The sequence below is a fragment of the Candidatus Planktophila dulcis genome (assembly GCF_002288225.1).
Lineage (GTDB): Bacteria > Actinomycetota > Actinomycetes > Nanopelagicales > Nanopelagicaceae > Planktophila > Planktophila dulcis.
Map to the genome: position 1 here is coordinate 221998 of NZ_CP016777.1, position 13291 is coordinate 235288.

The following is a 13291-nucleotide window of genomic DNA, read 5'->3' on the forward strand; positions in this document are numbered from 1 at the left end:
AGCCTAATCGTTTCGAAGGTTTCGAACAGAGGGCACAAGTAGTGATGCCACTGCTGCGATGAGGGTGGTTATACCCGTCACAATAAGAATCGTATTGACTCCAAAATGCATCGCTAATGGGCCAGCGATAACTATTCCAAGAGGTGCGATGCCGAATGAACCCAAAGTGTCATAAGAACTCACCCGTGAATATGACTCTTCAGGAACATGGCTTTGGAGCGAGGTATTCCAAGTGACCATAAAGACTTCAAGGCTTATCCCTGATATGACAGCTGAAATCACTGAGAAGAACATCGGCACATCAAAGGCCAGCGCAAAGTCCCACACAGCAGAGAGTGAAATGAGAATCATGGCCAGAAAGAGTGGCCGGCCAATCTTTACCTTGAGCACCCATATTCCACCGATGAGCATTCCAACAGAGAGCCCTGCCAAGTTATAAGACCACTGCTTAGGTCCAGAAATAGGATCACTAAAGTTCAATGGACCTAGAACTGAAAGCATTGATTCAAAAGCCATATTGATGAGTGCGAATGCAACAACCATCGCAATAACCCAGCTGCGAGAAATGAACTCTTTCCAGCCAACCGCTAAATCATGAATGATGCCTGGGCTCTTATCTTTGATTTTTCCGATAATCGGCAAGTACCAGACAATAACTCCAGCGATAAAGAAGCTGATGGCATCTACTAAAAGTCCCCATCCTGCGCCCACTGTTGAGACGAGAATTCCACCACCGAGAGTTCCAACGATGTATCCGAAGTTGGTAAGCAATCCAATGACTGCATTTCCCTCTTGCAATTTTTCTTTAGGCAAAATCTCTGGAAGAACACCTGACATAGCTGGCCACCAAATGGCATTGAGAATTCCAAAGAGCGCACCCATAAGAGCTAACAACCATGTGCTTGAAAAACCTGCGATGAGGGAGATTGCACTTACTGCAGCAAGGAAACTTCCGATCATGTCACTTCCACCAACAAGTCGATTACGTTGGAATCGATCTGCAAGGACTCCTCCAAAGAGCATGAAGGCAAGCAGTGGCACAAAGCGAGCTGCCATCACGATGGAGAGATCTTTACCTGTCGACCCAGGAAGGCTTAAGACGCCATAGGCCAGGGCAATCGGTGAGACTCCATTGCCCACATTGGAGATAAAGCGCGAGATCGCAAGGCCGGTAAAGCCGTGATGGGCCTTCAGGTCCTTGAGTTGGGTGAGCATCCGGTAAGGCTACATCTCTGGGTGAAAAGTCCGATTTTGCCTCTGGCCCACGCTCAATCTGGGAAAAATAGTCACAGAATTTTCACATTTTTAACTGCAATTTGCTTGCAGATAGTCCACAATTTCATTTGTCGGTACTCACTGAGGCTCCTCGAGGTCCTCATGGATTGCAGACCGTATGGACCGAATGGTCTGTAGTGAAACAGCACTCATGGAGGCTTACTACATGTCAGTAACACTCGACAGCAACCAATGGAACCTCGTTTATAACGTATTTTCATTCGGTTTGATTTCAATGCTCGCATGCACTGTCTATACCTTGGTATCACAGTCCCGCGTGCTTCCTAAGTACCGCAATGCTCTAGTTATGTCATCAATGGTTACATTCATTGCTGGCTACCACTACTTCCGAATCTTCAACTCATTCGACGAAGCATCAGAAGGTATGGTCGTAAACGTTTCAGGCGAGCAAGGCGCATTCAACGAGGCATACCGCTATGTTGACTGGCTTCTTACTGTTCCACTTCTACTCGTAGAAGTTATTGCAGTACTTGCACTTGCTAAAGAAGTTTCAAAGTCACTTATCATGCGTCTCGTTCCAGCATCAGCTGCAATGATCGCTCTTGGTTACCCAGGTGAAATTACATCTGACAAGAACACAGCAATCCTTTACGGTGTTCTTTCAACAATCCCATTCCTTTACATCCTCTACGTACTATTCGTAGAGCTTGGAAAGTCATTGGAGCGCCAGCCAGCTGGTGTAGCAGAGACAATCGGACGCTTGCGTCTTCTTCTCATTGCTACATGGGGCGTATACCCAATCTCATACATCCTTGGAATGAACGGCGATCCAACAGCGTCATCATTCGTAGGTGTACAGGTCGGTTACACAATCGCAGACGTACTTGCTAAGTGTGTATTCGGTCTAACAATCTTGAAGATCGCTCGCATGAAGTCACACGCTGAAGGCATGGCAGCAGATCACTAATTAACTTAATTAATTAGGGAAGGGCGTCGGGAAACCGGCGCCCTTCTGCTTTATCCTCATCTTATGAATATGCAGCGAATCAATAACTTTCGTATGGGCGGCTACCTACTTCTTGCAGTAGGTCTGATCAATTTGAGATATCAGACAGGTAAGAGCGATGTACTCAATCACAGCCTTATTCTTATAATCCCTGGAGTAATTCTGCTCGGTTTAACATTCATCAGCGCTGGAAAGAAATGGCTAAATACAAAAGCCGCCACAGCAATGGTGATTGCATGTGGCGGCCTTCTGTTGATCTATAGCTTTATTAATTAACCTCGAGCTGCTGTAAATCCATCTTCAAGGTCAGCCTTGATATCTTGGATGTTTTCTAATCCAAGACTCAAACGAACGAGACCAGGTGTAACACCAGCTTCAAGTTGCTCAGCTGGTGATAGCTGTGAGTGTGTTGTTGTTGCTGGGTGAATTACCAGTGATCGAACATCACCAATATTTGCAACGTGGCTAAAGAGTTTGAGTGATTCAACAAACTTCTTTCCAGCTTCAACCCCACCCTTGAGTTCAAAGGAGAGAACAGCGCCTGGTCCCTTAGGTGCGTACTTGGCAGCAAGTGCGTTCCATGGGGATGACTTAAGTGCTGCGTAGTTGACCTTTTCAACATCTGGATGTGCCTCTAACCATGTTGCAACTGCCTTGGCATTTTCAATATGGCGATCCATGCGAAGTGAGAGAGTCTCAAGACCTTGTGCAAGTAACCATGCGTTAAATGGTGAAACCGCGGCTCCGATATCACGGAGAAGTTGCAAACGAATCTTGAAGATGTAAGAAAGGTTTGCACCGAAGGCTGAACCAACGCCGAGAGCCTGTGAGAAGACAAGACCGTGATAGCTAGGGTCTGGCTTGTTAAATCCTGGGAAGCGATCTTGGTGCTGGGCGTAGTCGAACTTTCCAGCATCGATGATTGCACCAACAACAGCATTGCCATGGCCAGAGAGGAACTTAGTCGCTGAGTGAACAACAACATCTGCACCGAAATCAATTGGCTTGATTAGGTATGGTGTTGCAACAGTATTGTCCACAATAAGTGGAACGCCGACTGAGTGAGCAACATCTGCGATTGCCTTAATATCCAAAATTTCATTCTTTGGATTTGCAATAGTCTCACCAAAGAATGCCTTGGTATTTGGCTTTACAGCTTTCTTCCATGATTCTGGGTTATTAGGATCATCAACGAAAGTTACTTCAATGCCAAACTTAGGTAGCGTGTAGTGGAACAAGTTATATGTGCCGCCATAGAGGCTTGGGCTTGAAACAATATGATCGCCAGCTTCAGCAACATTCATGACTGCAAATGTTGTTGCAGCAGAGCCTGATGCAAGAAGGAGTGCGGCAACGCCACCTTCAAGGGCAGCAAGACGTTGCTCAACTGCATCCTGAGTTGGGTTCATAATGCGCGTGTAGATATTGCCTAGTTCGGCAAGACCAAAGAGATTTGCCGCGTGAGTTGTATCGCGGAATTGATAAGCAGTTGTTTGATACAACGGAAGTGCGCGTGCACCTGTTGTTGGATCTGCAGTCTGCCCTGCATGAATTTGCAGAGTCTCGAAGGACCAATTGCTAGACATGTATTTCTCCATCGCAGTAGGTGTCAGTTATCAGCAAGAGCGATGTATTCAGCTTTGAAATTCGCACTTGCCAGCTAACTGACCTGTTCGTCACCCGGAGCACCCCACCGCGGTGGAGGGTTGCCGTCTACTGAGCCGGGGCTAATACGTAGAACTCGTGAACGTGGGAGATATTAACTGGAAGAAATTAAAATGAAAAATCGCCTATCAATCTTCTTTGCAAGTTACTTGCAAGATCACTTTCTAAAGGAGAGATCGGCCTTTTTCATTGCTGTTGTGAGGATTCGAATGGCGTTTGGGCCCATGCCATGTAAATCCTTGATGGCATCTAGAGATACCTTGCGTAAGTCACTGAGCTTGTAATAGCCCTCATCAATGAGTGCTCTGCGTGCAGGAGCAGCAAGGCCTAGTTCGCGCCATGGCCCATCGACGCTGGCATATGCATCTAGATCTACTTCGCCCCGAGTTACTTCACATTGAGATGCCACTCGGGCAGCTTTACGAGCGGCTGCAGCGCGCATGGCTTCGCCACGTAACTTCTTTATCTTTGCTGGAGATTGCTTTGCCATGGGGCAATTAAATCAACAGTTGATGGTGCGGGAGGCGGGACTTGAACCCGCACGCCGGAGCACAAGTTCCTAAGACTTGCGTGTCTGCCATTTCACCACTCCCGCTGGAGTTGCATGCGAAAGGTTACGCGCCTTTGGCTGATGCAACAAATCCGTGCCTATTGTTTAGTTTGTTAGCGCTCCACGACGAGAAATCGCATCAACGCCAGCTGAGACCAAGAGAACAGCACCGGTTACTAGGTATTGAATTCCTGCACCATATCCAAGAAGTCCCATACCGTTATCAATGACAGCCACAACAAGCCCTCCGAGGATTGCATCGCGCATGCGGCCCTTACCGCCAAAGAGTGAAACTCCACCGATGACAGCAGCGCCCACTGCATAGAGAAGTGTTGAAGATCCACCGGTAGATGGCGAAATCGAGTTCATGCGAGATGCAAAGAGCATTCCAGCAACTGCAGCAAGTGCTGAGCAGAGTACGAATGCAATCGTGCGAACGCGCTTTACATTGATACCTGCGCGACGCGCCGCTTCGGCATTTCCACCGACTGCATAGATGTGGCGACCAAAAGCTGTCCTAGATAGCAAGAATGTGCCAGCAATAAGGATGACAAGAATTAGTGGTGCAACGATAGGAACACCTTTAGTGCTATTGGTTGCAGAGAGTCCACGCTCTTGATTGAGTTGATAGACAGCACCACCTGTGATGATCAACAGGGCAATTGTTTTCATCGCCCAAAGTTGTGTCAGTTCCACGACAAGACCTGCCTTGCGGCGAGAGTTGATGCGACTGAGTCCACCCAAGACATAAGCAGCAGATGAAACTGCCCAGAGGATCCACCCTTGCATCGGTGTCATGTTGCTATTTTCAACAGCCAAAATAGTTTTATCTGCAATAGGAATGGTTCCACCTTCACCTGCGAGCAAGAGAAGGACGCCTTGGAATGCCAAGAATGCTGCGAGTGTGACAACGAATGAAGGAATACCTAGCCTGGATACGAGCGTTCCGATAAGAACTCCGAGAAGTGCACCGACAGCAATACTTGCTCCGAGTGCTGTGTACCAGCTCCAACCTTCATTAGTGACAAGAAGAACGAGAACAGCGCCGCACACACCTGATGCGTAACCAGCCGAAAGATCGATTTCACCGAGAAGGAGAACGAAGACAAGACCCATGGCAATAACCATTACTGGGGCTGCTTGGGTGAGTAGGTTTGCAAAGTTGCGGTTGGTGAGGAAGAACTCAGACATCGCACCAAATACTGCAATGAGTGAGATCAATCCAAGGACTGCAGGTAGAGAACCGATATCTCCTGATTTAACGCGCGATAGGTAGTTAGAGGTTGCTCCCTTGAGGGTTTCCTTCTCTAAAGTTGCCTGAGTACTCATTACTTTGTGACTCCTTCAGATTTACCAGTCGTAATCAGTTCGATGACCTGGTTAGTGGTGACATCTGATTTCTTAACCTGTGCCGCCATATTTCCAAGGTAAAGGGCTGCGATGTTATCTGCGACTTGGAAGATATCAATGAGGTTGTGGCTAATCAGAACAACTGCAAGGCCCTTATCTGCAAGGCGGCGAACAAGATTGAGAACTTGTTCTGTTTGAGCAACACCGAGTGCTGCCGTTGGCTCATCTAGGACAACAACCTTTGAATTCCAGAGAACTGCTCGAGCGATTGCAACTGTCTGTCGCTGACCACCAGAGAGTGATGAAACTGTCTGGCGAATCGACTTCACTGTTCGCACATTGAGACCATCGAGAGTCTTTCGAGCAAGTGACTCCATCGAAGTTTCGTTAAGGGTGATGCCCTTCTTCTCTTCTCTGCCAAGGAACATATTGTGAACAATGTCGAGGTTGTCGCAGAGAGCAAGATCTTGATACACGATTTCAATACCGAGCGCAGTAGCAGCTCTAGGTCCATCGATGGTGACGTTCTTTCCTTCAAAGAGGAACTCGCCACTTTCTGGCGTGTAGATACCAGCAATACATTTAATGAGAGTTGATTTACCTGCACCGTTATCGCCAACAAGTGCTGTGACCTGTCCTGGGTAGACATTGAAGTTAACATCTTTTAAAACATGGACTGGACCAAAGGATTTATTGATTCCCTTGAGCGATAGCAACGGTGTGCTCATGAGCGCCTCTCGATATACGGGTGAAAGATACTTTCTTATCCTACTAATGCGAATCCGGCCCGAGGAAATCCTCGGACCGGATTCTTAAGCATTAGCTTAGGTAATCTAATGAATTAGATACCGTTTGCCTTACAAACTGCTTCTGTTGCAATCTTACAAACAGCTGCACGTGTCTGGAAGCCATCAGCGATGACAACCTTGACGTTAGCCTTTGTGATTCCAACTGGAACAAGAAGAACTGATGGAACATCACGCTTTCCATCGTTTGTCTTGCCCTTAGCTGTTGTGACCTTTGTGCCCTTTACCAATGCAACTGCAAGTGTTGCTGTTGCGTTAGCTTGTGCCTTGATGCCCTTGTAAACAGTGTTTGAAAGGTCACCAGTAAGGATTGCTGCAAGTCCGTCTGCTGTTGCATCCTGACCTGATACGCATACCTTGCCGTTAAGACCGTTCTTCTTAAGAACTGCAACTGCTGCAAGTCCAAGACCTTCGTTAGCTGATACAACTGCATCAAGCTTTCCGCCTGCCTTTGTGAGCTGCTGTTCGAAGATAACTCCACCCTTAGCGTTGTCCCAGTCTGGAACAGCCTGATCGTCAACGAGCTTGTAAGCACCTGACTTGATCATTGGGCGAAGAACAGAGTCGTAACCCTGCTTGAAGAGTGTTGCGTTGTTATCTGTTGGTGAACCGTTCAAGTAAACGATTGAAGCTGACTTCTTGCCAGCCTTATCGAGACATGACTTGATGCCTTGTCCTTGAAGCTTTCCAACTGCAACGTTATCGAATGAAACGTAATATGAAGCTGATCCTGCAAGTGTTAGACGATCGTAATCGATTGTCTTAACGCCAGACTTTGCAGCCTTAGCTTGGATTGCAGCTGTTGATGGTGAATCAAGTCCAGCCATGATCAAGACCTTGACGCCCTTAGCGAGCATCTGATCTGCGATTGTTGCGAACTTCGCCTTATCGCCATTTGCATTCTGAATGTCAGCTGTTACGCCAGCCTTCTTAAATGCAGCAGCAAGGAAGACGCGGTCAGCAGTTTCCCAGCGAGCTGATGAAGCAGCATCAGGAAGGATTACGCCAACCTGTGCGCCAGCAGCTGAAGCTGATGATGCTGAAACGAAGCCTGTGAGTGCAAGAGCAGCTGATGCAATGACCGCTGCTACTGCGTTACGACGCTTTGTCATGTATGTAGTGACCTTTCGAAAAGTCGAAAACCCAGAAAGAAGATTTTTCATTCCTGTTTATGGTCTGCGACGGGTGAGGTAAAGGTATAAGCCAGCTGAGTGCAAAAGATACGGATATGGGCTAACGATTTGGTAACGCTTATCAGCTATATGGGCGACCTCACCTAAGCGTGAACGGGTAACCTTGCTCCATGCCCAGCCTTGCAGACCAGCTCTCAGCCGACATTCAGGTTGCTGTTGCGGCTGCATTTTCACAGGGGCTCATAGAGGGCTCGGCACCTGAGAGCATCACTCTTGAGCGACCTAAAAATCGAGACCATGGCGATTACGCCACCTCCATCGCACTGCAACTAGCGAAGGCTGCCGGCAAGAATCCGCGCGAGATCGCGACCATCCTGCAGGGTGCAATCGCTTCCATCGCAGGAGTCGCCAAAGTAGATATCGCAGGACCTGGTTTTATCAACATCACTTTGGACCGCGCCAGCCAAGCTGAACTTGTTCGCACCATTCTTACTAATAAATATGAATACGGTCGTGGCCTTGCGCTCGCCGGCGTAAAGATCAACCTCGAATTTATTAGCGCCAACCCAACTGGGCCTTTGCACTTGGGGCACACACGTTGGGCAGCAGTCGGTGATTCACTCGGTCGCGTCTTAAGCGCTGCAGGCGCACAGGTAACGCGCGAGTTCTATATCAATGACCGTGGTCGCCAGATGGATTTATTTGGCCAATCTGTTCAAGCATCAGCTCAAGGAAAACCAATCCCTGAAGATGGGTACCAAGGAGATTACATTACGGATTTGGCAAAGGAAGTACTGGCTGAAAATCCTGCAATTTCGACAAGTGAAGAGTTCCGTGAAGCGGCATATAAAGTCCAGCTCTCACAACAGCAAAAAGTTCTTGAAACTTTCCATACAAAATTCGATATCTGGTTCTCAGAGCGCTCGCTCCATGAGTCAGGTGCTGTTGAACATGCCGTTGAGAAATTACGCAAGCAGGGACATGTCTTTGAATTAGATGGCGCAGTCTGGCTTCGCACAACAGATTTTGGTGATGACAAAGATCGTGTGATTCTTAAAGAAGATGGCGATCTCACATACTTCGCTTCAGATACTGCTTATTACATCAATAAGCGCGAACGAGGATTTGATATCTGCATCTACATGCTCGGTGCAGATCACCATGGCTATATCCATCGCTTGAAAGCAACGGCTGCGTGCGCAGGAGATGATGCCAATTACAACGTTGAGATCATGATTGGCCAGCTTGTGAAGATTATGGAAGGTGGGCAAGAGCTCAAACTTTCAAAGCGCGCCGGAACCATCATCACTCTGGAAGAGCTGGTTGAAAAGGTGGGCGTTGATGCTGCTCGTTACACCCTTATTCGCTATCCCGTGGACACACCGATGGTGATGGATATTGATGTGTTGCGCCGCAATACAAATGAGAATCCTGTGTATTACGTGCAATACGCGCACGCCCGCATCGCTGGAGTCTTGCGCAATACCGCTGAGCTTGGAATCAAATCTGATCTTGCAGCATTTGATCCATCACAACTTTCTCACGATCGCGAAAATGAATTACTGGGTGCCCTTGCTGAATACCCACGCGTTGTTGCAAGTGCTGCAGAATTTCGCGAGCCGCACCGCGTTGCTCGCTATCTTGAAGAACTTGCTGGGGTCTATCACGGCTTCTATGCAGATTGCCGAGTTCTTCCTTTAGGTGATGAAACAATTGCACCTATTCACTCAGCACGCGCAGCACTATCTGCGGCAACGATGCAAGTGATTGCAAACGGCCTCGACCTATTAGGTGTCTCTGCGCCGGAGAGGATGTAAGCATGTCGATGAATATGTGGTCAAAGAATGCATCCCTTGCTGGCGGAACCTTGAGCCTTGCTGGAATCCCTGCTGCTCAATTAGCAAAAGATTTTGGAACTCCAAGCTTCTTCCTTGATGAAGATGCATACCGTTCACGTGCCCTTGCTTGGCACAATGGATTGCACTCTGAATTTGGTCCGAATGCAGGCACTATTTATTACGCCGCAAAGTCCTTTATCTGTACTGCTGTTGCACAATGGATTGCTGATATCGGAATCGGTATCGATGTCTGCACAGGGGGAGAACTCGCTGTTGCGCTGAACGGTGGAATTGATCCAAAGAAGATTGAAGTGCATGGCAACAATAAATCTGTAGCTGAAATTGATCGCGCAGTCTCTGTTGGAGTTAAGACCATCGTGATGGACTCACTCTTTGAAATCGAACGCGTTGCAGCGGCTGCAAAAAAGCATGGAGTGCGCCAAGCGGTGATGCTTCGTCTGACCCCTGGCATTGAAGCCCACACTCACGAGAAGATTTCCACTGCACATGAAGATGTGAAGTTTGGCTTCTCTATTGCATCAGGGGCAGCATGGGCTGCTGTTGAATCTGTTGCAACACATCCTGAACTTGAACTCCTTGGGGTGCATTGCCATATTGGTTCACAGATCTTTGGTTCTGAAGCGCATGAGATTGCCACAGATCGCCTTATTGGATTTATGGCCAAGTATCGCGATGCCTATAAGAGTGAATTGCCGGAGCTAGACCTTGGTGGTGGATTTGGTATTGCCTATATCGATGGTGATGTCACTGTTGAACCTAGTGATGTTTTGCCGCAGATACATGCAGCGGTGAAGAAGGCATGTGCTCAGCACAACCTTGCAATCCCATTGGTATCACTGGAGCCAGGGCGCAATATTGTGGGACCTACGATGTTTACTCTGTATGAAGTGGGAACTGTCAAAGACGTTGTTGTAGATGGTGGAAAGATTCGTAAGTACGTCTCTGTCGATGGCGGCATGAGCGATAACGCACGTACTGCTCTTTATGATGCGCAATACACAGCAGTGATTGCACAGCGCAATTCAACTGCACCTTTGGCGCTGACTCGTCTTGTTGGAAAGCATTGCGAAACAGGCGACATCATTATTAATGAAATTCAACTTCCATCAGATGTTGCCCCTGGTGATCTCATTGCAACCCCAGCTACAGGTGCATATGGTCGCAGTATGGCTAGTAATTACAATCATGTGCCAAGACCACCTGTTGTTGCAGTAAAAGATGGAAAAGCCCGCGTAATTGTGCGCCGAGAAAATGAGGCAGACCTGCTCTCACTTGATGTGAAAGAATAGGTTTATGAGCCCCGCAGATAAACCAGTTCGCGTTGGCATGCTCGGCTGCGGCGTTGTCGGAAGCCAAGTAGCCCGCCTGCTCCTTTCAGATACAGCTGAACTCTCTACTCGCGCTGGCGTCAAGATTGAACTCACTCGCATTGCAGTGCGCACAATTAAAGATTACCCAGGATTAAACCCGGCTCTCTTCACAACAGATCCATTCTCGATTGTGAATGATCCAGATATCGATTTGATCGTTGAAGTTATGGGTGGAATTGAACCTGCTCGCGAACTTGCAATGACTGCAATTAACAATCGCAAATCTATTGTTACAGCGAATAAAGCACTCCTTGCTAGCCACGGCGCAGATCTATTTACAGCAGCTTATGCAAAAGGTGAAGATATTTACTACGAGGCCTCCGTTGCAGGTGCTATTCCAATTATTCGTCCCCTTCGCGATTCTTTAGCCGGTGACTTTGTCACTCGCTTGATGGGTATCGTCAATGGAACAACAAATTACATTCTCACAAAGATGCATGAAGATAATCGTGAATTCGATGATGTCCTTAAAGAAGCTCAGGCACTTGGATATGCAGAGGCAGATCCGACTGCAGATATTGAAGGATTTGATGCTGCTGCAAAGGCTGCGATTCTCTCTGGTCTTGCCTTCCACACACGCGTGACAGTCGATGACGTCTATCGCGAAGGAATTTCTAAGATCACTCTTGAAGATGTTTCCATTGCTAAATCAATGGACCATGTCATTAAGTTACTTGCCATCGCAGAGCTCACACCAGCAGATGAAATCTCTGTGCGTGTGCACCCAGTCATGATTGATAAGAGCCACCCTCTTGCATCTGTGCGCGATGCATTTAACGCAGTCTTTATCGAGGCAGAATCTGCCGGGCCTTTGATGTTCTATGGTCGCGGTGCTGGTGGACAACCAACTGCCTCTGCAATTCTTGGAGATATTGTGGCTGTCTCTCGCCATATTGCTTTGAATTCAATTGGTCAACGTGAGACAGATTATGCAGATCGCGATATCGCACCTATTGAAACAACAAAGACAAAGTTTCTTATCCGCCTTGAAGTAGAAGATAAATCAGGTGTTTTGGCTGCAATTGCCAAGGTATTTGCTGATCAAGGCGTCTCTATTCAGACAGTTGATCAAAATGGTCGCCACCAAGATGCTGAACTCATCATTGTTACTCACCGTGCGACAGAAGGTGAACTCAAAGCAACTGTTGAAGCGTTGAAGAAGATGCCAATGGTCACAAAGATCTCTAGCGTTATTCGTGTTGAGGGAGCAATCTCCTAATGGGAATCTTTTCAAAGAAGTCAGGTGCGCATCAGTGGCGTGGAGTCATTGAGGAATATCGCCACCGGTTGCCTGTCTCTGCCAAGACTCCTGTCGTGACTTTGCGTGAAGGAGGAACACCTCTTATCTATGCATGCGTTCTCTCTGAAATGCTCGGAAACAATGTCTGGGTGAAGTTCGAAGGAATTAACCCAACAGGATCCTTTAAAGATCGCGGTATGACTATGGCGATTTCAAAGGCAGCAGAAGATGGCGCCAAAGCAGTTATCTGTGCTTCAACTGGAAATACTTCAGCGGCTGCGGCTGCCTATGCAGTTAAAGCTGGCATGGTTCCTGCAGTTCTTATCCCTGAAGGCAAAATTGCATTGGGCAAGCTCGCACAAGCTGTTGTGCATGGAGCAAAGTTGTTGCAAGTTGATGGAAACTTTGATGATTGTCTCGTTCTTGCTCGAGATCTTTCTGAGCACTATCCAGTCTCACTTGTGAATTCAGTCAATCCATATCGTATTGAAGGCCAGAAGACAGCAGCCTTTGAAGTCGTAGATATGTTGGGTGATGCTCCAGATATTCATACTATGCCAGTGGGTAATGCAGGAAATATCACTGCATATTGGAAGGGCTATAACGAATACCGCAGCGACAAGATGTCTACGAAGTTGCCACAGATGTGGGGATTCCAAGCTGCAGGTGCCGCACCTCTCGTAACAGGTAAGCCGGTTGCAAAGCCAGAGACAATTGCTACAGCAATCCGAATTGGAAATCCAGCATCATGGGATCAAGCAATTGCTGCCCGTGATGAATCAGGCGGGCTCATTGATTCTGTCACTGATGAAGAAATTCTCTCTGCCTATCACCTTCTTGCATCGAAGGAAGGAATCTTCTGTGAGCCATCATCTGCTGCAGGCCTTGCTGGGCTTATCAAATATAAGAATGCAGGCAAGCTTCCTAAAGATAAGACAATCGTAATTACCTGCACAGGCAATGGCCTAAAAGATATTCCGTGGGCACTAGAAGGTGCAGCAGATCCTGTTGTTGTCCCCGTTAATGCAGATGTTGCCGCTAAAGCACTTGGCTTAGTGAAGAACTAGAGAAACAAT

Annotated in this window: 12 protein-coding genes, 1 tRNA gene and 1 riboswitch; of the genes, 6 read left to right on the top strand and 7 right to left on the bottom strand. The window is 47.6% G+C overall.

Annotated features, from left to right (window positions below):
• Window positions 1–3: 3 nt before the first annotated feature.
• Window positions 4–1215, bottom strand: a complete 1212-nt coding sequence (locus A1sIIA65_RS01110; protein ID WP_095675773.1) for an MFS transporter — start codon at window positions 1213–1215, stop codon at window positions 4–6.
• Window positions 1216–1441: 226 nt separating this feature from the next.
• Between A1sIIA65_RS01110 and A1sIIA65_RS01115 the strand changes: the two genes are divergently transcribed.
• Together A1sIIA65_RS01115 and A1sIIA65_RS01120 are read left to right on the top strand one after the other, a co-directional pair.
• On the top strand, window positions 1442–2203 hold the full coding sequence (locus A1sIIA65_RS01115; RefSeq protein ID WP_095675774.1) for a bacteriorhodopsin-like: 762 nt from the start codon (window positions 1442–1444) through the stop codon (window positions 2201–2203).
• A 63-nt stretch (window positions 2204–2266) separates the two neighbouring features.
• Window positions 2267–2518: a hypothetical protein gene (locus tag A1sIIA65_RS01120; protein ID WP_223298535.1), complete on the top strand. Its 252-nt coding sequence runs from the start codon at window positions 2267–2269 to the stop codon at window positions 2516–2518.
• Here the strand turns inward: A1sIIA65_RS01120 and A1sIIA65_RS01125 are convergent.
• From A1sIIA65_RS01125 to A1sIIA65_RS01150, 6 genes are all read right to left on the bottom strand, one after another.
• Window positions 2515–3828 carry a bifunctional o-acetylhomoserine/o-acetylserine sulfhydrylase gene (locus A1sIIA65_RS01125; RefSeq protein ID WP_095675775.1) on the bottom strand — a complete coding sequence of 438 codons (1314 nt, stop codon included), beginning with the start codon at window positions 3826–3828 and terminating at the stop codon, window positions 2515–2517. The two genes, A1sIIA65_RS01120 and A1sIIA65_RS01125, sit on opposite strands and share 4 nt — an antisense overlap.
• A gap of 58 nt (window positions 3829–3886) precedes the next feature.
• Window positions 3887–3991: riboswitch (SAM riboswitch) on the bottom strand.
• Window positions 3992–4064: 73 nt separating this feature from the next.
• Entirely contained in the window at window positions 4065–4397 is a 333-nt protein-coding gene (locus A1sIIA65_RS01130; RefSeq protein ID WP_095675776.1) for a helix-hairpin-helix domain-containing protein, read from the bottom strand.
• Window positions 4398–4420: 23 nt separating this feature from the next.
• Window positions 4421–4502 (bottom strand) — tRNA-Leu (locus A1sIIA65_RS01135).
• Window positions 4503–4562: 60 nt separating this feature from the next.
• Window positions 4563–5786 carry a sugar ABC transporter permease gene (locus A1sIIA65_RS01140; RefSeq protein WP_095675777.1) on the bottom strand — a complete coding sequence of 408 codons (1224 nt, stop codon included), beginning with the start codon at window positions 5784–5786 and terminating at the stop codon, window positions 4563–4565.
• Window positions 5786–6535: an ATP-binding cassette domain-containing protein gene (locus tag A1sIIA65_RS01145; protein WP_095675778.1), complete on the bottom strand. Its 750-nt coding sequence runs from the start codon at window positions 6533–6535 to the stop codon at window positions 5786–5788. Before A1sIIA65_RS01145 ends, A1sIIA65_RS01140 begins: the two co-directional genes overlap by 1 nt.
• Window positions 6536–6648: 113 nt before the next feature.
• The gene (locus A1sIIA65_RS01150; protein ID WP_095675779.1) at window positions 6649–7725 is read right to left on the bottom strand and encodes a sugar ABC transporter substrate-binding protein; all 1077 of its coding nucleotides are present in this window, start codon (window positions 7723–7725) and stop codon (window positions 6649–6651) included.
• A 191-nt stretch (window positions 7726–7916) separates the two neighbouring features.
• On the opposite strand from A1sIIA65_RS01150, the gene argS reads away from it, so the two are divergent.
• The 4 genes from argS to thrC are packed head-to-tail and all read left to right on the top strand — an operon-like array spanning window position 7917 to window position 13282.
• Window positions 7917–9563 carry an arginine--tRNA ligase gene (gene argS, locus A1sIIA65_RS01155; protein WP_095675780.1) on the top strand — a complete coding sequence of 549 codons (1647 nt, stop codon included), beginning with the start codon at window positions 7917–7919 and terminating at the stop codon, window positions 9561–9563.
• 2 nt (window positions 9564–9565) lie between these two features.
• Window positions 9566–10894 (top strand): diaminopimelate decarboxylase, encoded by a 1329-nt coding sequence (gene lysA, locus A1sIIA65_RS01160; protein ID WP_223298537.1) that lies wholly within the window; start codon window positions 9566–9568, stop codon window positions 10892–10894.
• Window positions 10895–10898: 4 nt separating this feature from the next.
• Window positions 10899–12194, top strand: coding sequence for a homoserine dehydrogenase (locus A1sIIA65_RS01165; RefSeq protein WP_095675781.1), 1296 nt, complete (start codon window positions 10899–10901; stop codon window positions 12192–12194).
• Window positions 12194–13282 carry a threonine synthase gene (thrC, locus tag A1sIIA65_RS01170; RefSeq protein WP_095675782.1) on the top strand — a complete coding sequence of 363 codons (1089 nt, stop codon included), beginning with the start codon at window positions 12194–12196 and terminating at the stop codon, window positions 13280–13282. The genes A1sIIA65_RS01165 and thrC overlap by 1 nt, the downstream gene beginning before the upstream one ends.
• Window positions 13283–13291: the final 9 nt, after the last annotated feature.